Genomic DNA, 22,952 nt, shown 5'->3' with positions numbered 1-22,952 from the left:
GCAGCTGCCGAGCCTGCGAGGCTGCGTTCGGGCGCACAGCGGCCGCAAAACGCTTACGACTGCTTCGCAGCCGAACGCGGCCTCGCTGGGGCTCGACCGCTGCTACATCGGTGCGGCGGATCACTGCGCTCGAACAAGCCAAGGCATAAGATTTAGCCCCGGCTGAACGAAAACGCCCCCGGTCGAAAGGCCGGGGGCGTTTTTGTTTGTCTGGAATTTGTGTGGTGGCTTTAAGGGCCTCTTCGCGGGGAAGCCCGCTCCCACAGGGTTTTGTGTCGTACATATAATTTATGTCCGGCACCCATCAATGTGGGAGCGGGCTTGCCCGCGAAGGCGGCCGATCAACCGCCGAAAATGTCAGGAAGTATCAGAACCGTTCGATACTCCGCGAATTCCGCTCGCGCTCCACTTCTTTCGGCTTGTACGCGCAATACCCCGGCCGCGGGCCGATTTTCGGGTGGTTGCGGCAAGTATCCGGGCGCTTTTCATAAATAGTGCACAGACGGCTCTTACGATCCAGGTACAGACAATCGTTGTTGCTCATGCGCTGCAGGGTGAAGATTTCCGACTTCTGGTTGTAACGCTCGACGATCCCTTCCTTTTGCAGGCGCTTGGCAATGTTTTTCGGCGGATCACCGCGCTCGAACTCGTCGACGATACCGATGCGGATCAGATCCTTGATCTTGACCTCGACGGGCAGGGTGCAGCAGCTGGACATGCACGAGCCGCACATCGGGGCAGAGTACTTGGCCCAGGTATCGAGGCGGTCGATCTCTGCGGCAGCGATCAGGTTCGGCTTCATCATCGTTTGTTACCAGCGTGTGCATCAGGGCGCGCGATCATACCGGGACTGGTGGATTTTTGAACAACCTTTCGCCAGATTTTTTTCGCGGGCGGTGCAAACAACCGGAAAATAGGCACGGGCCCTGCATTCATTCAGGCACATGACAACGCATTGTCGGACCAGCTCGTATTCAAAGGAAAAACTGCCGAACCAGAGCCTCTACCGCCTGTCAGACCGTCTAGGCTCAGACAACCCAAGCTCGCTCGAGGTCCTATCGATGACTCAAGAACCACTTGTTCGCGAAGCAGAGGTGGCCGCATTCCGCGACGCCGTCTTGACCAAGCTCACTTATGCAGTGGGTAAAGACCCGGATCACGCCTTCGACCATGACTGGTTCGAAGCCATTGCCCTGGCCGCGCGGGATCACATGGTCGAGCACTGGATGGACCACACGCGGCAGATTTACCGCAAAGGCCAGAAGCGCGTTTATTACCTTTCCCTGGAGTTTCTCATCGGCCGGCTGCTCTTCGACAGCCTGAGCAACCTCGGCCTGCTCGATGTGGCCCGTGAAGCCCTGACCGAACTCGGCGTCGACCTAGAGCGCATCCGCTTGCTGGAGCCCGATGCGGCCCTGGGCAACGGCGGCCTCGGGCGCCTGGCGGCGTGTTTCCTGGAAAGCATGTCGACTCTCGGCATCGCTGGTCATGGCTACGGCATCCGCTATGAGCACGGGCTGTTCCGCCAGGCGATTGTCGACGGCTGGCAGCAGGAGCAGACCGAACACTGGCTGGATTTCGGCAACCCCTGGGAGTTCGAGCGGCCGGAAGTGGCTTACACCATCGGTTTTGGCGGCAGTGTCCAGACCCTGACCGACGACGCCGGCAAATCCCGGCAAATCTGGTCCCCGGCGGAAACCGTGCGGGCGATTGCCTACGACACACCGGTGGTCGGCTGGCGCGGGGCGAGCGTCAACACGCTGCGCCTGTGGCGCGCCCGGGCCATGGAAGATTTGCACCTTGAACGATTCAACGCCGGTGACCATCTGGGCGCCGTGGCCGAAGTGGCCCGGGCCGAAAGTATTTCCCGGGTGCTGTACCCGGCGGACAGCACCGAGGCTGGCCAGGAGTTGCGCCTGCGCCAGGAGTATTTCTTCGTCGCCGCCTCATTGCAGGATTTGCTGCGCCGACATCGCAACATGCACACCTCGGTGCTGACCCTGAGCGATCACGCCTCTATCCAGCTCAACGACACCCACCCCTCGATAGCCGTGGCCGAACTGATGCGGCAATTGGTCGACGTGTATGACGTGGCGTGGGATGCGGCCTGGCAGGTCACCGTCGATACGTTGTCCTACACCAACCACACATTGCTCCCCGAAGCGCTGGAAACCTGGCCGGTCGGCTTGATGGAGCGCATGCTGCCGCGGCACATGCAGATCATTTACCTGATCAACGCCCAGCACATCGACTCCCTGCGGGCCAAAGGCATTCACGACTTCGACGTGTTGCGCGCGGTATCGCTGATCGAGGAAGACAACGGTCGCCGGGTACGCATGGGCAACCTGGCGTTTCTCGGTTCCCACAGCATCAACGGTGTGTCCGGGTTGCACACGCAACTGATGCGCCAAACGGTGTTCTCCGAACTGCACAAGCTCTACCCGGAGCGGATCAACAACAAAACCAACGGCATCACCTTTCGTCGTTGGTTGTATCAGGCCAACCCCGAGCTGACCTCGATGCTGGTCGATGCCCTCGGGCCGCAAGTGCTGGATAACCCGGAAGAGCGCTTGCTCGCCCTCGAACCGTTCGCCGAGAAAAATGCATTTCGCAAGGCGTTTGCCGAGCAACGCCTGCACAGCAAGAAAGCCCTGGCGTACCTGATTCATGAGCGCTTGGGTGTCGCGGTGAACCCGGCGGCAATGTTCGACGTACAGGTCAAGCGGATCCATGAATACAAGCGCCAGTTGCTCAACCTGATGCACACCGTGGCGCTGTACCAGGCGATTCGCGCGGAGCCGGAAATCGACTGGGTGCCCCGGGTGAAGATCTTCGCCGGCAAGGCGGCAGCCAGTTATCACCAGGCCAAACTCATCATCAAGCTGACCAACGACATCGCCCGGGTGGTGAACAACGACCCGACCGTACGCGGCTTGCTCAAAGTGGTGTTCCTGCCCAACTACAACGTCAGCCTGGCGGAGAGCATCATTCCGGCGGCGGATTTGTCCGAGCAGATTTCCACCGCCGGTTTCGAAGCATCCGGTACCAGCAACATGAAATTCGGCCTGAACGGCGCGCTCACCATCGGCACTCTGGACGGGGCCAACGTGGAAATGTGCGAGCGCATCGGCGCCGAACACATGTTTATCTTCGGCCTCAGTGCGCAGCAGGTGGAAGCACGCAAGCAGAACCATGAGTTCAGTGCCGTACCGGACATCGCCGCATCCCATCGTCTGAACGATGTGCTGCAAGCGATTCGCGGCGGGGTGTTCTCGCCGGATGATCCGTCCCGTTACACCGGGTTGATCGATTCGCTGGTGGACTACGACCGCTTTCTGGTCTGCGCCGACTTCGATTCCTACTGGAACGCGCAGATGCGCGTCGAAGCCCATTGGCACGATTCGAACCAGTGGTGGCGTTCGGCGGTATTGAACACGGCGCGGATGGGCTGGTTCTCGTCCGACCGGACCATCCGCGAGTACGCCACGGAGATCTGGAAGGCGCTGGAGTAGTTTTACGCCCGTATTGCCGGGCTTGGTCGATATACTAAGCGTCATCTTCATCCCTTGTGGGAGCGGGCTTGCTCGCGAAGGGGACATCACATTCACCATTGATAGTGAATGTCAGTCCGCTTTCGCGAGCAAGCTCGCTCCCACATTGGGTTTGTGGTGCAGATGTAATCTGCTCTCACACTGGATTCCGGGTGTCTGGCCACTAGACTGAACCAGACGCTGTACCACCCGGATTTGCCCCGCGATGGGGCTGCTTAGGGATATCAACCATGCAATGGATGTTCATGCTGATCGGGCTGGTGCTCGGCTGGATACTCGACGAGTCATTCAGTGATGCGCTGCTGGGCGCACTACTCGGATTGGGTATCGGCCAGGCGATTGGCATTGCGCGTTTGGAATCTAGAGCGGTAGAACAGCAGCGCCTGCTGGAACAGGCGCAGATAGCGCTGCATGCGTTCGAGCAACGGTTGGCGGCGCTCGAAGCGTCAGGCGTCAAGGCGCCGGAAACCCGCGAACCGCTTGTATCGCCTGAAACCATCCTTGATGAAGCACCTGCCGCAGCCACGGAATTGATTTGGGAATTGCCGCCAGAGCTCGAACCGATCGCCGCAGCGGCCAGCGAAACCAGTCCTCCACACCCCGTCGACGCCTGGAAGCCTGAGCCGATCGCTCGCGCAGCACAACCACCTGTCCCCCCGCGTGGCCCGAACCTCATTGACCGCGCCATCAGCCGCGCCCGCGCCTGGCTGTTCGGCGGCAATACCGTGTTGCGGGTCGGCGTGGTGCTGCTATTCCTCGGCCTGGCCTTTCTGCTGCGCTACGCCACCGAAGGCATGGTAGTGCCGATTGAGTTGCGCTATGCAGGCGTTGCGGCGGCAGCATTGGGTTTGCTTGGGCTGGGTTGGTGGTTGAGAACCCGCAACAGCAGTTATGCGTTGATCCTGCAAGGCGCCGGGATCGCCGTGTTGTACCTGACTGTGTTTGCCGCGATGCGCCTGCATCCGTTGCTCGAGCCCTCGGCGGCATTTGGCCTGTTGGTGGCGGTGACGGTCTGTTCGGCAATCCTCGCCATTACCCAGGATTCCCTGGGGCTGGCTGTCGCTGCCGCACTGGGCGGATTCGCCGCCCCTATCCTGGCCTCCACCGGCGCTGGCAACCACGTCGCGCTGTTCAGTTACTTTGCCCTGCTCAACGCCGGCATCCTCGCCATTGCCTGGTTCAAGGCCTGGCGCCTGCTGAATGTCATCGGGTTCAGCGGCACCTTCGGCATCGGTTTCGCCTGGGGCCTGCGCTCCTACTTGCCGGAGATGCTGTGGAGCACCGAGCCGTTTCTGATTGTGTTTTTCCTGATGTACCTGGCCATTGGACTGCTGTTCGCCCGGCGCAAACTGATGGAGATGGGCGATGCACCGACAGAGAACAGTCGCGAAGCGCTGCTGCAGTGGTCGGCGCGCAAGGGTGATTACGTCGACGGCACGCTGCTGTTCGGTCCGCCGCTGGTGGGTTTCGGCTTGCAGTTCGCGCTGGTGCAGCATCTGGAATTCGCCGCGGCGTTCAGTGCCTTGGCGCTGGGTCTGATTTACATGGGGCTTGCCCGTTGGCTGATGGCCGGGCGCACCCTGTTGCTGGGGGAAACCTGCCTGGCCTTGGGCGTGATCTTCGCCAGCCTGGCGATTCCGCTGGGGCTCGATGCACGCTGGACGACGGCGGCGTGGGCGGTGGAAGGCGCGGGGATCTTATGGCTCGGCCTGCGCCAGCAAAGGCCCTTGGCCCGGGCCTTTGCCTTGCTCCTGCAACTGGGTTCGGCGCTGGCGTTTCTCAGCGAGTTGCACAGCAGCGAGAGCAGCCTGCTCGGCGGTGTGCCATTAGGCGCGCTGTTGCTGGGCATCGCATTGCTGTTCAGTTTCCATCAGTTGCGTAAAGCCTTGCCGGAACAGATCAGGCCTTGGGAACTAAGGGGCCTGCCGGTATTGGCTTGCCTCGGACTGGTGTTTCTCTATTTGCTGGCGCCGTTGTTTTTCTTCAGCCACGGCACGGTGATCAGTTGGGCCTTGGCCGGGGCGCTGACGTTGTTTGTTGGCTTGCGCCTGCAATCGCGCACGTTCCTGTTCACCGCGCTGGCTGTGCAAATGTTGGGTGGTGCGCTGTTCCTGGCGACGGGACCGCTGTTCAGTGAGGGCCTGCAACCCTTGGCCCATGGCGGATTCTGGGCGCCGCTGGTGCTGGGATTGGCCGCGATGGTCGGTGCCTGGCGTTTGCAGATGGGGCATTCGCCCGGAGCGTTCGAAGGGCTGAGCCTATTGCGGTTGTCCCAGGCGTTGCTGGTGTGGGGCGCAGGCTGGTGGGCGTTGGCCTGGGTCATCGACGTGCTGCACTTTGCGCCGTTGCCGATGCAGGCGACCTTGTTGTTGGGCGTCGCTGCCGTGAGTGCTGCATTGTGGACGATATTGGCACTGCGCCTGAGTTGGCCGTCACTGGGGGGACTCTGCACGGTGTTGATTCCCGTTGCGGCGCTGGTGCTGCTCGCGGCCTGGCATTCGCGTTATCACCCGGCCGCCAACTTCGGCTGGCTGGCGTGGGCCGCGGTGTTCGCGGTGCATTTCATGTCGCTGCGACGTCTGGCGCCAATGCTGCCGACACAGGCACCGAGTGTCGCCCATGTGCTTGGTTGCTGGCTGTTGATTGGCGTGCTGGCCCTGGAGATGCGTTACGGCTTGCTGGTGTTGTCCGAGCAATACAACGCCTGGCGCTGGTTGGGTTGGGCGATTCTGCCAAGTCTTTATCTGCTGTTGATGGCGGCACCTCGCGCGTGGCCTTGGCCGGTGTCGGCGTACCCACGCGAATACCGCGTATACGCTGCCGCGCCACTGGCGTTGTTGATGCTCGGTTGGTTCTGGCTGGCGAATATGGCCAGTGACGGCAACGCCGAGCCACTGCCCTACGTGCCATTGATCAACCCGCTGGAGCTGGGCCTGTTGTTTGCGTTGTTCGGCGTCTATGTCTGGTCCCGCAGCGCCATGACGCAACTGGCGGTCCGCGAGGATTACGCCGCCAACGCCACGCAATGGGTCGCAGGTGCTTCGCTGTTCGTGTTCTTTACCGCGCTGGTGATGCGCACGGCGCACCATTGGAGCGCCGTGCCCTATGAGCTGGATCTGTTGCTGGAGTCGATGCGGGTACAAGCCGGGCTGTCCATCGTCTGGACCTTGATGGCCCTGAGCCTGATGATCGGCGGCCATTTGCGTCGCCGCCGCGAAGTCTGGCTGATCGGCGCCGCCTTGATCGGCGTGGTCGTGGCCAAACTGTTCTTTGTCGAATTGAGTAATCGCGGCGGGCTGGCGCGGATCGTGTCGTTTATCGGTGTCGGTGTGTTGCTGCTGGTGGTGGGCTATTTCGCCCCGCTGCCGCCCAAACGCACCGAAGCTGTGCCGGATACCGAGAAACCGGTCCCGGAATCCGAAGGAGTGTCATCTTGAATCAGAAGCTGAACCTGGGCTGGCTGGGCGCTGTTGCAATGGGGGTGGTGTTGTCGACGTTTGCGCAGGAAAAACCGGCGGACTTCACCACGCAAGTGCCCTTGTCGGTGACGGGCGAAGGCCCTTGGTATCGCCTTGAGCTGCCCCTGAGCGTACAACTGAATGCCCGGCAGGCTGACCTGAGCGATGTGCGTGTGTTCAATGCCGTGGGTGATGTTCAGGCTTATGCCCTGGCCCGGCAGTCGGCGCAGAGCAGTGAAACCCGCACCTTGACCGAGGTGAAATGGTTTGCGCTGTACAGCTCGGTGGACGCCACTGAAACCGCGCCGAGCGTGCGGGTGCAAACGAGCGCCAACGGCACGTTGGTCGAGGTACAGCCCTCCAGTCAGTTGGAGGCGGGTGAGGAGGAGTTGCGCGGCTGGCTGCTCGACGCTTCCGCTATCAAGGCGCCGTTGCAGCAGTTGATTCTCGACTGGACCAGCGAGCACGACGGCTTCCAGCGTTTCACTCTCGAAGCCAGCGACGATTTGCAGCATTGGCGGTCCTGGGGCGAAGGGCAGGTGGCGCGCCTGACCTTTGCCGACGAGCGGGTCGAACAGCGTGCAATCAGCCTGCCGGGCCAGTCGGCGCGTTACTTGCGGTTGCTGTGGATCACACCGCATTCGGCGCCGACGCTGACTTCGGCGCAACTGCAAAGCGCCAGCACCCGCAGCCTGCCGCTGCCGTTGGTCTGGTCCCAGGCGTTAGCCGGTAGCAGCGTGAAGGCGGGTGAATACACCTGGCAGTTGCCGATGGGGCTGAATGTCGAGCGGGTGCAAGTTGAGTTGAGCCAGCCCAACAGCCTGGCGCCGGTGAGCCTGGCCGGTCGTCGCGACAGCAGCCTGCCGTGGCAGCCATTGGTCAGCGGTTTGCTCTATCGCCTGACCCAGAACGGTCAGGACGTGGTGCAAAACGAATTGTCGTTGTCAGGGCAATTCGTACAGCAATTGAAACTGACCGTGGACGAACGCGGCGGCGGCCTGGATGTTCAGGTGCCGACGCTGAAGTTTGCCGTGCGCGCCACGCAACTGGTGTTCCTGGCGCGCGGGCCAGGGCCTTATACGCTGGTCGTGGGAAATTCGACGGCGAAGGCGGCGAACCTGCCGCTGTCGACGCTGATTCCGGATTACAGCCCAGAGAAGCTGGCGACCTTGGGCCGGGCCATGGTGGATGTCGGGGCGGTGGCCTCTAACGCATCGACGGAGAAAACGCTGGCGACGACGGACACCCACTGGAAGACGTTCGGCTTGTGGGCGGTGTTGTTGCTCAGTGTCTTGTTCCTGGCGGCGATGGCGTTCAGTTTGCTGCGCAAGCCGTCTGCCAAATCCTGAAGAAGGCTGGCGCTTCGCGCCATTCGCGAGCAAGCCCGCTCCCACATTGGACCAGCTGAGCACACACCATTTGTGCCACGCAGCAGATCCAATGTGGGAGCGGGCTTGCTCGCGAATACGGTCTGCCGATCACTAAAGATATCGAAATCTGCTATCCATTCGAGCTCCACGCGCAGCCCATTTCCAACTACGCTCATCCCCGCGCATGAACTCTCTTTGACCGATCACGTCTGATAGGAGGAAATGCGCCTCGACTCGCGCTAAACTGCGCGGGTTTTTAGCCCCCCCATTCCACCGGAGCCTTCCATGTCCCGCGTTACCTTGAGTCGCTATTTGATTGAGCAGACCCGCAGCAACAACACTCCTGCCGATCTGCGCTTCCTGATCGAAGTGGTGGCGCGTGCCTGCAAGGAGATCAACCACGCCGTGTCCAAAGGTGCCCTGGGTGGCGTTCTGGGCAGCATGGGCACTGAAAACGTCCAGGGCGAAGTGCAGAAGAAGCTCGACGTGATCTCCAACGAAATCCTGCTCGAAGCCAACGAATGGGGCGGTCACCTGGCCGGCATGGCGTCCGAAGAAATGGACAATGCCTACCAGATCCCGGGCAAATACCCGAAAGGCGCGTACCTGCTGGTATTCGACCCGCTGGACGGTTCGTCGAACATCGATATCAACGCCCCGGTCGGCACTATCTTCTCGGTACTGCGTTGCCCGAACGAATACCTGAGCCAGAACGAGCCCTTGAATGAAAAGGCCTTCCTGCAGCCAGGCACCCAGCAAGTGGCCGCCGGTTACGCGATCTACGGTCCACAGACCATGCTGATCCTGACCCTGGGCGACGGCGTGAAAGGTTTCACCCTGGACCGTGAAATGGGCAGCTTCGTCCTGACCCACGAGAACATCACCATTCCTGAAAGCACCCAGGAATTTGCCATCAACGCGTCCAACCAGCGTCACTGGGAAGCACCGGTACAGCGCTACGTCAGCGAATTGCTGGCAGGCGATGAAGGCCCGCTGAAAAAGAACTACAACATGCGCTGGGTCGCTGCGATGGTGGCCGACGTGCACCGTATCCTGACCCGCGGCGGTCTGTTCATGTACCCACGTGACAGCCGCGAGCCGTCGAAGCCGGGCAAACTGCGCCTGATGTACGAAGCCAACCCGATGTCGTTCCTGGTGGAGCAGGCGGGCGGCGCGTCCACCGACGGCCATCAGCGCATCCTCGACATCCAGCCGGAGGGCCTGCACCAGCGTGTGGCGGTGTTCCTCGGTTCGAAAGAAGAAGTGGCCCGCGTCACGGCTTACCACAAGGAATAAACCATGACCGCGCCCTGGCAGCCGTTGCTTGATTGGTGGTTCGGAAGCTCTGAATCAGCGAGCGAAGTGGCGGCGCAGAAGGGCAAGTTGTGGTTCGGCAAGCGCGACAGCCAGGACCTCGAAGCGCGTGAGCGTTTCGGGGACTGGGTCGAGCAGGCACTGGCCGGCGGATTGACCGAGTGGATGCAACGTCCCGAAGGTTGGCTGGCGCTGGTGCTGTTGCTCGATCAACTCCCGCGAATGATCTTTCGCGATACTCCCAAAGCCTTTGCAGGCGATCTGCGGGCGCAAAAGCTGGTGGCCCAAGGCATTGCCGCGGATTTCGACCGGCAGTTGCAACCGATCCAGCGGGTGTTCATCTACCTGGTGTTCGAGCACAGCGAAAACCTTGCGGTGCAGAACGAAGGCGTCTCGCGCTACATCGAGTTGGTGGCGCAGCAGCCGGAAACCGATCGGGCGCTGTTCAGCGGTTACCTGGACTATGCCGAGCGACACCAGAAGGTGATTGCGCAATTTGGACGGTTTCCGCATCGCAATGCGGTGTTGGGGCGGGAAAGTACGGCTGAGGAGCTCGAGTTTCTGTCGAGGCCGGGTTCAAGGTTCTAGATCTTCATGGCGGCTGATGCCGCCTTCGCGGGCAAGCCCGCTCCCACAGGGATCTTTGTCGCACTGGAGATCAAATGTGGGAGCGGGCTTGCTCGCGAAGGGGGCCGAGAGAACAATTAGATCCTGAAGCTACCCACCAACTGCTTCAACCGCGCCGCCTGCTGCTCAAGATCGGCACACGCACGCAAGGTCGATTGCAGGTTCTCCACGCCTTCCTGGTTCAGCGTGTTGATCTCGGTGATGTCGACGTTGATCGATTCCACCACGGCGGTCTGTTCTTCGGTGGCCGTCGCTACCGACTGGTTCATGCCATCGATTTCGCCGATGCGCTGGGTCACGCTGCCCAGGCGTTCGCCTGCCTGGTTGGCGATGCCGACGCTGCTTTCGCTCTGGCGCTGGCTGTCGGTCATGATGCCCACCGCTGCGCGGGCGCCGACTTGCAGCTCTTCGATCATCGTCTGCACTTGCTGCGCCGAGTCCTGGGTGCGGTGGGCCAGGTTGCGTACCTCATCGGCCACCACCGCAAAACCACGCCCGGCTTCACCGGCGCGGGCCGCTTCGATGGCGGCGTTGAGGGCCAGCAGGTTGGTTTGCTGGGAGATGCTGGTAATCACTTCCAGAATCTGCCCGATGTTGACCGTGTTGCTGTTGAGGGTTTCGATGTTGCCGCACGAATCGCTGATCTTCGCCGACAACTGCTGCATCGCCGCGATGGTTTTATCCACCACTTGCTGGCCGTCTTCGGCCAGGCTGCGGGCATCGCTGGAATGTTGCGAGGCGAGGGCGGCGTTCTGCGCGATTTCCTGGGCGGCGGCACCGAGCTGGTTGATCGCCGCGGCCACGCTGCTGGTGCGCGAGGCTTGCTGGTCGGAGTTGAACATCGACGAGTTCGAGGCGGCGACTACACGCAACGCCACTTCGTTGACCTGGCCGGTGGCCGAGGATACTTCGATGATCGAGGTGTGAATGCGCTCGACGAAGCGGTTGAACGACAGCCCCAGCGCGCCGAATTCGTCGTGGCCGTGGATGGTCAGGCGCTTGGTCAGGTCACCTTCGCCTTCGGCGATGTCGTGCATGGCGCGGCCCATGGTCAGCAGCGGCTGCATCAACAGGCTGATCAGCATGCCCAGCAGGACGATGATGATCACCACGGCAATCACCATGGCGATGATCGCCGAGGTGCGGAACTCACTGAGCATCGAGAACGCCGTTTCCTGGTCGAGCACCAGTGCCACGTACCAGTCCGCCGATGGTACGCCGTTGACGTGGGTGAAGGAGATGAACTGGCGCTTGCCGTCGACCTCGACTTCTTTCATGCCCGGGCTGACTTTCGGTGTGTCGCCCGGATAGGCCTCAGCCAGGCTCTTGAGCACCAGCTTGCTGTCCGGGTGAATCAGGATCTTGCCGTCGGCACCGACGATGAACGCATGACCGTGGCCGCCGAAGTTCAGCGAGTTGATGATCGCGCTGACGCTGGACAGGTCGATGTCGGCCCCGGCCACGCCAATCATCTGGCCCTGGTGCTGTACCGGAGTGGCCACGGTGATCACCAGTTTGCCGGAAGAGGCGGCGATGTACGGTTCGGTGACGATGGTCTTTTGCGCGTTATTGGCCGCCTTGTACCAGCCACGGGCGCGTGGGTCGTAGTCCGCTGCGCGGTTGCCCGCCGGGACCGAGAACATCCCGCCGTCGGCGCCACCGAAGTAACTCAGCTGGAAGTTGCCGGTGTAGGCGGGCAGGTCGATGATCCGTTTCAGGCTGGCGGCAGCATTGCCATCGGCGCTGACCTGTTGGGCCATCGATTGCAGCAATTGCATGCGGCTTTCCAGCCAGGTCTGGATGTTGCTGGTGGTCAGGCTGCCGAGTTCCTGCATCGAGGCTTCGGTACTGTTGCGCAAGGTTGCGCGCTGGCGATAGTCGTTGAACAGGATGAAACAAGCGAATGCGACGGCCACCACGAGGGCGGCAGCCAGCAATATCTTGTGGCTGAACTTCATGTTTCTGGTCATGGATGAGCTACCGCAGAGGGGCTGTTTTACAAAATGGGGGCGCAAATGCCACCGATGTGGCTTTGTGTTGCATTTATGTCGACTGAACGGCGCCAAAGATTAGGCAGATTTTCTGAAAAACGACGAAATGCCCGGTAAACACGGAAAGTGGCTGATTTTCGGCAAAAGGTAGACGAGTGGCCCGATAAATAGCCTGCCGGGCAGGGAACCTGACAGGGGTTTTCTCTTCTAAGCTTCAGCTTGGCAGCCATGCCAATCCCCTACGCCCCCCCGGAGTTTCACAATGTCGCTGCGTTCCATCGCCCTGCTTTCGTTCTGCGTATTGCTCGCTGCCTGCAGCAAGGTCAATCAGGAAAACTACTCGAAACTCTCGGCCGGCATGGCCAAGGCCGATGTGGAGACCCTGTTGGGCAAGCCCGCCGATTGTTCAGGCGCGCTCGGCATGTCCAGTTGCACCTGGGGCGACAAGAACAGCTTTATCAGCGTGCAGTTCGCCGGTGACAAAGTGCTGATGTTTTCCGGCCAAGGCCTGAAGTAAACCGGGGCGATTGCCCACGGGAGAAAAATAATGAAGCGGTTATTGATCATCCTTTTTGCCGGCCTGATGTTGGCCGGCTGTGCGACGCCTGGCCCGGACCCATTGGCCCCCAAGACGGTCAAAAGCGTCAACCTCAAGCGCTACCAGGGTACCTGGTATGAGTTGGCCCGCATGCCGATGTACTTCCAGCGTGATTGCGCGCAATCCGAAGCCCATTACACGCTCAAGCCTGACGGTAACGTGGCGGTGCTGAACCGCTGCCTGACGGCTCAGTGGCAATGGGAAGAGGTCAAGGGCACGGCTTATCCACAGGAGCCCGGCAAGAACGACAAGCTGTGGGTCGAGTTCGATACCTGGTTCTCCAGGCTGATCCCGGGTACGGCGAAGGGCGAATACTGGGTGCTGTACGTCAGCGATGACTACAAGACCGCCATCGTCGGTGACCCGAGCCGGAAATATTTGTGGCTGTTGTCGCGCACGCCGAGCGTGAACGGTGTGGTGCGTGAGGAGCTGCTGAGCAAGGCGCGTCAGCAGGGTTACGACACCACGCGGCTGATCTGGCGGGCGTCGGAACAGCAGATGGCCGAGACCTCGAACTAACCGTCAGCACATATCCAAATGTGGGAGCGGGCTTGCTCGCGAAGAGGGTGTCACATTCAACAGAGATGTTGATTGACAGTCCGCCTTCGCGAGCAAGCCCGCTCCCACATTTTTGTTTGATGTCAGCCCAGTAATTCGCGCAGGACCTGGGTGAAGGCGCGATTGCTTTCTTCTTCATCAGCATGGCGCCCATCACGCACCACCCACTGGCCGTTCACCAACACATCCCGCACCTGGCGATCACCACCGGCAAACAGCCAGCGGTTGAGAATCCCGTCGCCGCTGGCCGTTGCCAGATACGGATCGTTGCCGTCGAGCACCAGCCAGTCGGCACGCTTGCCGACTTCCAGCGCGCCAATCGGCTGGCCCAACGCCTGAGCACCGCCATCCAGCGCGGCATCAAACAGCGTGCGGCCGACCATTGGCTGCTCCGCGCCATACAAACGATTACGCCGTTGGTCACGCAGTCGCTGGCCGTATTCCAGCCAGCGCAATTCTTCCACCACGCTCAACGACACATGGCTGTCGGAACCGATGCCCATACGCCCGCCCTGGGCGAGGAAGTCCACCGCCGGGAAAATCCCGTCACCGAGGTTGGCTTCGGTGGTCAGGCACAGGCCGGCGATAGCGCGGCTCCTGGCCATCGACGTGACTTCTTCCGGGTTGGCGTGGGTCGCGTGGACCAGGCACCAGCGCTGGTCGACTTCGACGTTTTCGTACAGCCATTGCAGCGGACGACGGCCACTCCAGGTCAGGCAGTCGTCGACTTCTTTCTGCTGCTCGGCGATGTGAATGTGCACCGGGCATTGCTTGTCGCTGGCCGCCAGCACTTCGCTGATCTGCTGCGGCGTGACCGCGCGCAACGAGTGAAAGCACAGGCCCAGGGTTTGCGCCGGTTGTTGCGCCAGGACCGGTTGCAGGCGCGATTGCAGCTTGAGGTAATTTTCGGTGCTGTTGATAAAGCGGCGCTGACCGTCGTTCGGCGCTTGGCCACCGAAACCGGAATGGCTGTAGAGCACCGGCAACAGGGTCAAGCCGATACCCGCGGAACGGGCAGCCTGGCTGATACGCAGGGCCAGTTCGGCCGGATCCGCGTAAGGCTGGCCACTGATGTCGTGATGCACGTAGTGAAATTCCGCCACCGAGGTGTAACCGGCCTTGAGCATTTCGATGTACAACTGACGGGCGATGACGCCGAGTTGTTCCGGGCTGATTTTTCCGACGAGGCGATACATCAGGTCGCGCCAGGTCCAGAAACTGTCGTTCGGATTACCCGCTACTTCCGCCAGCCCGGCCATGGCCCGCTGGAAGGCGTGTGAGTGCAGATTCGGCATGCCCGGCAGCAGCGGACCGCTCAGCCGCTCGGCGCCATCTGCATGGGAATTGGCCTGGACATGGGTCAATACGCCGTCGGCGCTGACCTCAAGACGTACATTGTTGGCCCATCCACTAGGCAGCAGCGCGCGTTCGGCAAAGAAGGCGGACATGGTTCAGCACCTCATCGTGTGTTATTTGTATATACATATACAGACGTTTGCCTGCCCGGTAAACTCCGGCAAGCTAGCGATATTCATTAAACGACCAAGGATTAACCGTGCCGACTCCGCCTCCAGTCTCTCCGTTGGCCGCGAACATGGGCGACAGTCCGGCGCCCTTGTACGCCCGCGTCAAACAAATGATCACCCAGCAAATCGACAGTGGAAACTGGCCGCCGCACTATCGTGTGCCGTCGGAAAGCGAACTGGTCAACCAGTTGGGCTTCAGCCGCATGACCATCAACCGCGCGCTGCGCGAGATGACCGCCGACGGTCTGTTGGTGCGCATGCAGGGTGTCGGCACGTTCGTCGCCGAGCCGAAAAGCCAGTCCGCCTTGTTCGAAGTGCACAACATTGCCGACGAAATCGCCTCCCGTGGCCATCGCCACACCTGCAAGGTGATCACCCTTGAAGAAGAGGCTGCCGGTTCCGAGCGTGCCTTGGCGCTGGACATGCGCGAAGGGCAGAAGGTGTTCCACTCGCTGATCGTGCATTTCGAAAACGATATCCCGGTGCAAATCGAAGACCGTTTCGTCAATGCGCTGGTGGCGCCGGACTACCTCAAGCAGGACTTCACCCTGCAAACGCCATACGCCTATCTGAACCAGGTCGCGCCGCTGACCGAAGGCGAGCACGTGGTCGAGGCGATCCTGGCCGAGCCGTCCGAATGCAAATTGCTGCAGATTGAAAAGGGCGAGCCGTGCCTGCTGATCCGTCGCCGCACCTGGTCCGGTCGCCAGCCGGTGACCGCCGCACGCTTGATCCACCCCGGTTCCCGTCATCGTCTGGAAGGACGCTTTCACAAATGAATCAGTTGAAGGTTTTACGCGCCAAAGATTACCCGCGCATGCCGTGGAAAAACGGCGGCGGCAGCACCGAAGAAATCACCCGCGATGCGGGCACCGGCCTGGATGGCTTTGGTTGGCGCCTGTCGATTGCCGACATTGGTGAGTCGGGCGGGTTTTCCACGTTCGCCGGTTACGAGCGGGTGATCACCGTTTTGCAGGGCGACGGCATGACCCTGACGGTGGATGGCCAGGACACTCGGTCACTGTTACCGCTGGACCCGTTTGCCTTCAGCGGTGAAAGCAAGGTTTCCTGCACATTGCTCGGCGGTCCGATTCGCGATTTCAACCTGATTTATGCGCCGCAGCGGTACGGTGCACGGTTGCAGTGGCTGGCGGGCGAGCAGCGGTTTTTCAGCTCGGCGGGTACGGTGTTGGTGTTTAGCATCGGCACTGCGCTGGAAGTGAAGGTCGATAACGACACTTCGCAACTCGGTCTGCATGATTGCCTGCAACTCGACGGTAACACTGGCCTGCTGGAAATCGCGGTCAACGGTCCATGCTGCGTGATTGAGCTGTCCGCACACTGATTCTCGGTTTCAAAAGATCGCAGCCTGCGGCAGCGCTTACAGGGTGCAACACCATCCCATGTAGGCGCTGCCGCAGGCTGCGATCTTTTTCTTTTCAGCGTTCCCGAAAGCGCACCATATTGTTACCGAACGCCCCAGCGTGGCGCAAAACCACGCTCCGGTAACAACACCCTCGCTGCTGCAAAATCTCCCCTGAAAAATTTCATCTTCGCCAGAACCCCTGTTCCAGGCGCTCTCCAGCCGTTTCAGAACTTTTCTTGAATGCTCATTCAGCAAGTTGGCCGCTTGATTGCATATGCTTGTATGTACAAGTAAAGACGTATGCGTATGAGTCGCGAGGACTCAACCATCGTCCACTGATTCGCCGGTGTGCACTGATGCCCATTGGCTTGCTCGCCCACTGCCTGGGTTGGTTTGGATTGATTGCTGAGGAGTCTTTTTCGTGACTGACATTAAACCTACTAAGTTTCGTGACGTTGAAATCCGTGCCGCACGCGGTAACAAGCTGACCGCCAAGAGCTGGCTGACCGAAGCGCCGCTGCGCATGCTGATGAACAACCTCGACCCGGAAGTCGCCGAGAACCCTAAGGAGCTGGTGGTTTACGGTGGTATCGGTCGCGCTGCACGTAACTGGGAATGCTACGACAAGATCGTCGAAAGCCTGACCAACCTGAACGACGACGAGACCCTGCTGGTGCAATCCGGCAAGCCGGTCGGCGTGTTCAAGACCCACGCTAATGCTCCGCGCGTACTGATCGCCAACTCCAACCTGGTGCCGCACTGGGCGAGCTGGGAACACTTCAACGAACTCGACGCCAAAGGCCTGGCCATGTACGGCCAGATGACCGCCGGCAGCTGGATCTACATCGGCAGCCAGGGCATCGTCCAGGGCACCTACGAAACCTTCGTCGAAGCCGGTCGCCAACACTACAACGATGACCTGAAAGGCAAGTGGGTATTGACCGCTGGCCTGGGTGGCATGGGTGGCGCCCAGCCCCTGGCTGCAACCCTGGCCGGCGCTTGCTCGCTGAACATCGAATGCCAGCAGGTCAGCATCGATTTCCGTCTGAAAAGTCGCTATGTCGATGAGCAAGCCAAAGACCTCGACGACGCTCTGGCCCGTATCGCCAAATACACCAAAGAAGGCAAGGCGATTTCCATCGCTCTGCTGGGCAACGCCGCTGAAATCCTTCCGGAGCTGGTCAAGCGCGGCGTGCGCCCGGACATGGTCACCGACCAGACCAGCGCCCACGACCCGCTCAATGGCTACCTGCCTGCCGGCTGGACCTGGGACGAATACCGCGCTCGCGCCAAGACCGAGCCGGCCGCTGTGATCAAAGCCGCCAAGCAATCGATGGCCGTGCACGTCAAAGCGATGCTCGACTTCCAGAAGATGGGCATTCCGACCTTCGACTACGGCAACAACATCCGTCAGATGGCCCAGGAAGAAGGCGTGGAAAACGCATTCGACTTCCCAGGCTTTGTACCGGCTTACATCCGTCCGCTGTTCTGCCGTGGCATCGGCCCGTTCCGCTGGGCTGCACTGTCGGGCAACGCCGAAGACATCTACAAGACCGACGCCAAGGTCAAAGAGCTGATCCCGGACGACGCCCACCTGCACAACTGGCTGGACATGGCCCGCGAGCGCATCAGCTTCCAGGGTCTGCCGGCACGTATCTGCTGGGTTGGCCTGGGTCTGCGCGCCAAGCTGGGTCTGGCGTTCAACGAAATGGTACGTAGCGGCGAGCTGTCCGCGCCGATCGTGATCGGTCGCGACCACCTGGACTCCGGTTCGGTATCGAGCCCGAACCGCGAAACCGAATCGATGCAGGACGGTTCCGATGCCGTTTCCGACTGGCCACTGCTCAACGCCCTGCTCAACACCGCGAGCGGTGCGACCTGGGTTTCCCTGCACCACGGCGGCGGTGTCGGCATGGGCTTCTCCCAGCACTCGGGCATGGTGATTGTCTGCGACGGTACCGATGAAGCGGCCGAGCGTATCGCTCGCGTGCTGCACAACGACCCGGCCACCGGCGTTATGCGTCATGCCGATGCGGGCTACCAGATCGCGATCGACTGTGCCAAGGAACAAGGGCTGAACCTGCCGATGATTACCGGCAAATAACGCTGTACTGCTTTATGTGGGAGCGAGCTTGCTCGCGATGAGGCCGGCACATTCAACATCCTTGTTGACTGACAAACCGCTATCGCGAGCAAGCTCGCTCCCACAGAAGAGCAGCCACACATCAACTCAACGAATAATCAGAACAATCCACAGAGGTTGAACCATGGCTGTCACTGACGAACGTGCAGGCAATAAACCGTTGATCGAGAAACGTTCGATCGACTACATCCCGGAAGCGGAAAGACACGGTCGTCTGTTTAGCCAGTTCACCCTGTGGATGGGTGCCAACCTGCAAATCACCGCGATTGTCACCGGGGCCCTGGCCGTGGTGCTGGGCGGTGACGTGTTCTGGTCGCTGATCGGCTTGTTGATCGGGCAACTGCTCGGCGGCGCCGTCATGGCGCTGCATGCCGCGCAAGGGCCCAAGCTTGGCCTGCCGCAGATGATTTCCAGTCGGGTCCAGTTCGGCGTGTATGGCGCGGCTATTCCGATCGTGCTGGTGTGTCTGATGTACCTCGGTTTCACTGCAACCGGTACTGTGCTGTCCGGCCAGGCGCTGGGCCAGTTGTTTGGGGTCAGCGACAGCGTCGGCATCCTGATTTTCGCCAGTGTCATCGTGCTGGTAACGGTGCTCGGTTATCGGGTGATCCATTGGATCGGCCGTGTTGCCAGTGTCATTGGCGTGATTGCCTTTGTTTATCTGTTCACTCGCCTGATGAGTCAGACCGACGTCGGCGCACTCCTGCAAATCCGTCACTTCAGCTGGAGCACCTTCCTGCTGGCGGTGTCGCTCGCAGCGTCCTGGCAAATCGCCTTCGGTCCTTACGTGGCGGACTATTCACGCTACCTGCCGAGCAAGATTTCCTCGGTGAAAACCTTTTTCGCCGCGGGCGCGGGTTCGGTGATTGGCGCACAAGTGGCGATGATCCTCGGCGTGTTTGCCGCCGCCTCGGCCAATGGGCAATTTGCCGGCCACGAAGTGGCGTACATCGTGGGTCTGGGCGGGACCGGTGCCACCGCTGCGCTGCTGTACTTCAGCATCGCGTTCGGCAAGGTGACCATCTCCACGCTTAACTCCTACGGCAGCTTCATGTGCATCGCGACCATCATCAGCGGTTTCCGTGGTGACCTGAAAGTCACGCGCTTGCAGCGTCTGGTCTTCGTGCTGGTCATCGTCGGTGCTGCGACCCTGATGGCGTTGCTCGGTCAGCACTCGTTCCTCGGTGCGTTCAAGTCCTTCATCCTGTTCTTGCTGGCGTTCTTCACGCCATGGAGCGCAATCAACCTGGTGGACTACTACTGCATCACCCGCGAGCGCTATGACGTGCCGGCGCTGGCCGATCCGAAGGGGCGCTACGGTCGTTGGAACCCCCTCGGTATCAGCGTCTATGTTTTCGGTGTACTGGTGCAGCTGCCGTTCATCTCCACCAAGTTCTACACCGGTCCGTTGGTGGCAGCTCTGGGTGATGTGGATATTTCCTGGATCATCGGTCTGGCGCTTCCAGCAGCCCTGTATTACGTGTGTGCAAAAAAATGGCACGGCACAGTGCCCGATCAACTGATTCTGCCGGTCGAGCAGGACAACGTTGTACAACCTAAAAAAAGCGAGGCCGGTCGCGCTGCGGCGCAGGCCTGATTGGACGTTGCCAGGGCTGGATGCCTCTTGACTGCCGTAAGCCAATTCATGATTAGGAGCGTCACAACAATGAAATCGAACAAGACCCTGCTGACCACATTGCTTTCCATGGGCCTGTTGGCCAGCGCTGGCGCCACTCAGGCGGCGGGTTGGTGCGAGTCGGGCAAACCGGTGAAATTTGCCGGCCTGAACTGGGAAAGCGCCATGCTCCTGACGGACGTGCTGCAAGTCGTGCTGGAGAAAGGCTACGACTGCAAGACCGACAGCCTGCCAGGCAACTCCATCACCATGGAAAACGCCCTGAGCAGCAACGACATCCAGGTGTTTGCCGAAGAATGGGTCGGCCGCAGCGAGGTCTGGAACAAGGCCGAGAAGGCCGGCAAGGTCGTCGGTGTCGGTGCTCCGGTCGTGGGTGCCATCGAAGGCTGGTACGTGCCACGCTACGTGATCGAAGGCGACGCCAAGCGCAAGCTGGAAGCCAAGGCCCCGGACCTGAAAAACATTGCCGACCTGGGCAAGTACTCGGCGATCTTCCAGGACGCCGAAGAGCCATCCAAGGGCCGTTTCTACAACTGCCCGGCCGGCTGGACCTGTGAGCTCGACAACAGCGAAATGCTGAAAAGCTACGGTCTGGAAAGCACCTACACCAACTTCCGCCCAGGCACCGGCCCGGCGCTGGATGCCGCGGTGCTGTCGAGCTACAAGCGTGGCGAGCCGATCCTGTTCTACTACTGGTCGCCAACGCCGCTGATGGGCCAGGTTGATGTGGTGAAACTCGAAGAGAAGCCAGGCGTGGACAAGTCCGTGACCATCAAGGTCGGCCTGTCCAAGACCTTCCACGACGAAGCGCCTGAATTGGTGGCCGTGCTGGAAAAGGTCAACCTGCCGATCGACCTGCTGAACCAGAACCTGGGACGCATGACCAAAGAGCGGATCGAGTCGCCAAAACTGGCGAAGATCTTCTTGAAGGAACATCCTGAAGTCTGGCACGCGTGGGTGAGCGAAGACGCAGCCAAGAAAATCGACGCGGCCTTGTAGGTTGAGCTTCTCCGACTGTCGACAACGGCAGTCGGATGCTTGATCGCAACCCCTTGATTGAGAGTCTCTTATGTTTCCCGAAAGCTTTACCTTTTCCATCGCCGACTGGGTCAACGGTTGGGTCGATTCGCTGGTCACCAACTACGGCGACGTGTTCCGGCACATCTCCGACACCCTGTTGTGGGCCATCGTCAATCTTGAAAGCCTGCTGCGCGCTGCACCCTGGTGGCTGATGCTGGCCATCGTGGCGGGCGTGGCCTGGCACGCGACCCGTAAAGTCGTGACCACGGCGGTGATCGTCGGTCTGTTATTCCTGGTGGGTGCGGTTGGCCTCTGGGACAAACTGATGCAGACCCTCGCGCTGATGATGGTGGCGACGGTCATTTCGGTGCTGATCGGCGTGCCGTTGGGCATCCTCTCGGCGCGCAGCAATCGCCTGCGTTCGGTGCTGATGCCGTTGCTGGACATCATGCAGACCATGCCGAGCTTCGTGTACCTGATCCCGGTGCTGATGCTGTTTGGCCTGGGCAAGGTCCCGGCGATTTTCGCCACGGTGATCTACGCCGCGCCACCGCTGATCCGTCTGACCGATCTGGGCATCCGCCAGGTCGACGGCGAAGTGATGGAAGCGATCAACGCCTTCGGTGCCAACCGCTGGCAGCAGCTGTTCGGCGTGCAACTGCCGCTGGCTCTGCCGAGCATCATGGCGGGCATCAACCAGACCACCATGATGGCCCTGTCGATGGTGGTGATCGCCTCGATGATCGGTGCCCGTGGCCTGGGTGAAGACGTACTGGTGGGGATTCAGACCCTCAACGTCGGACGTGGCCTTGAAGCCGGTCTGGCGATCGTGATTCTGGCTGTTGTGATTGACCGCATTACACAGGCGTACGGTCGCGCACGGCATGAGGTGAGCAAATGAACAACGCAACCGTGAGCAAGATTGAAGTCAAGAACGTCTTCAAGATTTTCGGCAACCGTGCCAAGGACGCGCTGGCCATGGTCGGCCAGGGCAAGACGAAGGACCAGGTGCTGGCCGAAACCGGCTGCGTGGTCGGCGTGAACGACCTGTCGCTGAGCATCGGCAGCGGCGAGATCTTCGTGATCATGGGCCTGTCGGGTTCCGGCAAGTCGACCCTGGTGCGCCACTTCAACCGCCTGATCGACCCGACCAGCGGCGCGATCCTGGTGGACGGCGTGGACATCCTGCAATACGACATGGAAGCCCTGCGCGAATTTCGCCGGCGCAAGATCAGCATGGTGTTCCAGAGCTTCGGCCTGTTGCCGCACAAGAGCGTGCTGGACAACGTCGCCTACGGCCTGAAAATCCGTGGCGAAAGCAAAGCCATGTGCGCCGAGCGTGCGCTGCACTGGATCAACACCGTGGGCCTCAAGGGCTACGAAAACAAATACCCGCATCAGCTTTCCGGCGGCATGCGTCAGCGTGTGGGCCTGGCCCGCGCCTTGGCGGCGGACACCGACATCATCCTGATGGACGAAGCCTTCAGTGCCCTCGACCCGCTGATCCGCGCGGAGATGCAGGACCAGTTGCTGGAACTGCAAAAGACCCTGCACAAGACCATCGTCTTCATCACCCACGACCTCGACGAGGCCGTGCGCATCGGCAACCGCATCGCGATCCTCAAGGACGGCCGCCTGATCCAGGTCGGCACGCCGAAAGAGATCCTGCATTCGCCGGCGGATGAGTATGTCGACCGCTTTGTGCAGCGTCGGGCGGCGGTGGTTTAAAAGAATTGTGGTGGCTGGCCGGGCCCCTTCGCGGGCAAGCCCGCTCCCACAGGGATTTTGTGAACA

General features: G+C 60.8%; 17 protein-coding genes and 1 pseudogene. 14 read left to right on the top strand and 4 right to left on the bottom strand.

Annotation, left to right across the window (positions count from 1 at the left end; genetic code table 11):
• Positions 1 to 367: 367 nt before the first annotated feature.
• Positions 368 to 805, bottom strand: a complete 438-nt coding sequence (locus ABIA48_RS13295; protein WP_007989226.1) for a YkgJ family cysteine cluster protein — start codon at positions 803 to 805, stop codon at positions 368 to 370.
• 256 nt (positions 806 to 1,061) lie between these two features.
• Between ABIA48_RS13295 and ABIA48_RS13290 the strand changes: the two genes are divergently transcribed.
• The 5 genes from ABIA48_RS13290 (at position 1,062) to ABIA48_RS13270 (ending at position 10,281) form a co-directional block, all read left to right on the top strand.
• Entirely contained in the window at positions 1,062 to 3,512 is a 2,451-nt protein-coding gene (locus ABIA48_RS13290; protein ID WP_429489181.1) for a glycogen/starch/alpha-glucan phosphorylase, read from the top strand.
• A gap of 269 nt (positions 3,513 to 3,781) precedes the next feature.
• The gene (locus ABIA48_RS13285) at positions 3,782 to 6,988 is read left to right on the top strand and encodes a DUF2339 domain-containing protein (RefSeq protein WP_429489179.1); all 3,207 of its coding nucleotides are present in this window, start codon (positions 3,782 to 3,784) and stop codon (positions 6,986 to 6,988) included.
• Positions 6,985 to 8,358 carry a DUF3999 domain-containing protein gene (locus tag ABIA48_RS13280; protein ID WP_429489177.1) on the top strand — a complete coding sequence of 458 codons (1,374 nt, stop codon included), beginning with the start codon at positions 6,985 to 6,987 and terminating at the stop codon, positions 8,356 to 8,358. Before ABIA48_RS13285 ends, ABIA48_RS13280 begins: the two co-directional genes overlap by 4 nt.
• A gap of 306 nt (positions 8,359 to 8,664) precedes the next feature.
• The gene (locus ABIA48_RS13275; protein ID WP_034148565.1) at positions 8,665 to 9,675 is read left to right on the top strand and encodes a class 1 fructose-bisphosphatase; all 1,011 of its coding nucleotides are present in this window, start codon (positions 8,665 to 8,667) and stop codon (positions 9,673 to 9,675) included.
• Positions 9,676 to 9,678: 3 nt separating this feature from the next.
• The gene (locus ABIA48_RS13270; RefSeq protein WP_429489175.1) at positions 9,679 to 10,281 is read left to right on the top strand and encodes a DUF924 family protein; all 603 of its coding nucleotides are present in this window, start codon (positions 9,679 to 9,681) and stop codon (positions 10,279 to 10,281) included.
• A 116-nt stretch (positions 10,282 to 10,397) separates the two neighbouring features.
• Here ABIA48_RS13270 and ABIA48_RS13265 read toward each other — a convergent pair whose 3' ends face one another.
• Positions 10,398 to 11,162 (bottom strand): methyl-accepting chemotaxis protein, encoded by a 765-nt coding sequence (locus ABIA48_RS13265; protein WP_371318464.1) that lies wholly within the window; start codon positions 11,160 to 11,162, stop codon positions 10,398 to 10,400.
• A 93-nt stretch (positions 11,163 to 11,255) separates the two neighbouring features.
• Positions 11,256 to 12,278: pseudogene (locus ABIA48_RS13260) on the bottom strand (HAMP domain-containing protein); the annotation flags it as partial.
• A 295-nt stretch (positions 12,279 to 12,573) separates the two neighbouring features.
• Here ABIA48_RS13260 and ABIA48_RS13255 point away from each other — a divergent pair.
• Both ABIA48_RS13255 and ABIA48_RS13250 read left to right on the top strand, forming a co-directional pair.
• Positions 12,574 to 12,828, top strand: a complete 255-nt coding sequence (locus ABIA48_RS13255; protein ID WP_007975531.1) for a hypothetical protein — start codon at positions 12,574 to 12,576, stop codon at positions 12,826 to 12,828.
• A 30-nt stretch (positions 12,829 to 12,858) separates the two neighbouring features.
• The gene (locus ABIA48_RS13250; RefSeq protein ID WP_429489173.1) at positions 12,859 to 13,428 is read left to right on the top strand and encodes a lipocalin family protein; all 570 of its coding nucleotides are present in this window, start codon (positions 12,859 to 12,861) and stop codon (positions 13,426 to 13,428) included.
• A 122-nt stretch (positions 13,429 to 13,550) separates the two neighbouring features.
• Here the strand turns inward: ABIA48_RS13250 and ABIA48_RS13245 are convergent, their stop codons facing one another.
• Positions 13,551 to 14,915 (bottom strand): formimidoylglutamate deiminase, encoded by a 1,365-nt coding sequence (locus ABIA48_RS13245; RefSeq protein WP_429489171.1) that lies wholly within the window; start codon positions 14,913 to 14,915, stop codon positions 13,551 to 13,553.
• A 146-nt stretch (positions 14,916 to 15,061) separates the two neighbouring features.
• Here ABIA48_RS13245 and hutC point away from each other — a divergent pair, with 146 nt between their 5' ends.
• The 7 genes from hutC (at position 15,062) to ABIA48_RS13210 (ending at position 22,886) form a co-directional block, all read left to right on the top strand.
• Entirely contained in the window at positions 15,062 to 15,772 is a 711-nt protein-coding gene (gene hutC, locus ABIA48_RS13240) for a histidine utilization repressor (RefSeq protein WP_161793960.1), read from the top strand.
• Complete coding sequence (locus tag ABIA48_RS13235; RefSeq protein WP_429489169.1) at positions 15,769 to 16,338, top strand: HutD/Ves family protein; 570 nt, start codon at positions 15,769 to 15,771, stop codon at positions 16,336 to 16,338. Before hutC ends, ABIA48_RS13235 begins: the two co-directional genes overlap by 4 nt.
• Before the next feature lie 442 nt (positions 16,339 to 16,780).
• The gene (gene hutU, locus ABIA48_RS13230) at positions 16,781 to 18,463 is read left to right on the top strand and encodes a urocanate hydratase (protein ID WP_429489167.1); all 1,683 of its coding nucleotides are present in this window, start codon (positions 16,781 to 16,783) and stop codon (positions 18,461 to 18,463) included.
• A 163-nt stretch (positions 18,464 to 18,626) separates the two neighbouring features.
• Positions 18,627 to 20,099 (top strand): purine-cytosine permease family protein, encoded by a 1,473-nt coding sequence (locus tag ABIA48_RS13225; protein ID WP_429489165.1) that lies wholly within the window; start codon positions 18,627 to 18,629, stop codon positions 20,097 to 20,099.
• A gap of 69 nt (positions 20,100 to 20,168) precedes the next feature.
• Positions 20,169 to 21,137, top strand: coding sequence for an ABC transporter substrate-binding protein (locus ABIA48_RS13220; protein ID WP_429489163.1), 969 nt, complete (start codon positions 20,169 to 20,171; stop codon positions 21,135 to 21,137).
• Positions 21,138 to 21,207: 70 nt separating this feature from the next.
• Positions 21,208 to 22,059 (top strand): ABC transporter permease, encoded by an 852-nt coding sequence (locus tag ABIA48_RS13215; RefSeq protein WP_007989253.1) that lies wholly within the window; start codon positions 21,208 to 21,210, stop codon positions 22,057 to 22,059.
• A complete protein-coding gene (locus ABIA48_RS13210; protein ID WP_007989255.1) occupies positions 22,056 to 22,886 on the top strand; it encodes a quaternary amine ABC transporter ATP-binding protein in 831 nt (276 codons plus the stop codon). The genes ABIA48_RS13215 and ABIA48_RS13210 overlap by 4 nt, the downstream gene beginning before the upstream one ends.
• The last annotated feature ends 66 nt before the right edge of the window (positions 22,887 to 22,952 follow it).

It is taken from the genome of Pseudomonas sp. S30_BP2TU TE3576 (genome assembly GCF_050436025.1).
Lineage (GTDB): Bacteria > Pseudomonadota > Gammaproteobacteria > Pseudomonadales > Pseudomonadaceae > Aquipseudomonas.
The sequence above is the reverse complement of the archived record's forward strand: the minus strand, read 5'-3'. Positions and strand labels throughout refer to the sequence as shown.

Excerpts from the sequence above, each read along its gene's own strand:
- ABIA48_RS13295 (WP_007989226.1), bottom strand. The coding sequence starts at position 805 with ATGATGAAGCCGAACCTGATCGCTGCCGCAGAGATCGACCGCCTCGAT.
- ABIA48_RS13290 (WP_429489181.1), top strand. The coding sequence starts at position 1,062 with ATGACTCAAGAACCACTTGTTCGCGAAGCAGAGGTGGCCGCATTCCGC.
- ABIA48_RS13285 (WP_429489179.1), top strand. The coding sequence starts at position 3,782 with ATGCAATGGATGTTCATGCTGATCGGGCTGGTGCTCGGCTGGATACTC.
- ABIA48_RS13275 (WP_034148565.1), top strand. The coding sequence starts at position 8,665 with ATGTCCCGCGTTACCTTGAGTCGCTATTTGATTGAGCAGACCCGCAGC.
- ABIA48_RS13270 (WP_429489175.1), top strand. The coding sequence starts at position 9,679 with ATGACCGCGCCCTGGCAGCCGTTGCTTGATTGGTGGTTCGGAAGCTCT.
- ABIA48_RS13265 (WP_371318464.1), bottom strand. The coding sequence starts at position 11,162 with ATGTTCAACTCCGACCAGCAAGCCTCGCGCACCAGCAGCGTGGCCGCG.
- ABIA48_RS13255 (WP_007975531.1), top strand. The coding sequence starts at position 12,574 with ATGTCGCTGCGTTCCATCGCCCTGCTTTCGTTCTGCGTATTGCTCGCT.
- ABIA48_RS13250 (WP_429489173.1), top strand. The coding sequence starts at position 12,859 with ATGAAGCGGTTATTGATCATCCTTTTTGCCGGCCTGATGTTGGCCGGC.
- ABIA48_RS13245 (WP_429489171.1), bottom strand. The coding sequence starts at position 14,915 with ATGTCCGCCTTCTTTGCCGAACGCGCGCTGCTGCCTAGTGGATGGGCC.
- hutC (WP_161793960.1), top strand. The coding sequence starts at position 15,062 with ATGGGCGACAGTCCGGCGCCCTTGTACGCCCGCGTCAAACAAATGATC.
- ABIA48_RS13235 (WP_429489169.1), top strand. The coding sequence starts at position 15,769 with ATGAATCAGTTGAAGGTTTTACGCGCCAAAGATTACCCGCGCATGCCG.
- ABIA48_RS13225 (WP_429489165.1), top strand. The coding sequence starts at position 18,627 with ATGGCTGTCACTGACGAACGTGCAGGCAATAAACCGTTGATCGAGAAA.
- ABIA48_RS13220 (WP_429489163.1), top strand. The coding sequence starts at position 20,169 with ATGAAATCGAACAAGACCCTGCTGACCACATTGCTTTCCATGGGCCTG.
- ABIA48_RS13215 (WP_007989253.1), top strand. The coding sequence starts at position 21,208 with ATGTTTCCCGAAAGCTTTACCTTTTCCATCGCCGACTGGGTCAACGGT.
- ABIA48_RS13210 (WP_007989255.1), top strand. The coding sequence starts at position 22,056 with ATGAACAACGCAACCGTGAGCAAGATTGAAGTCAAGAACGTCTTCAAG.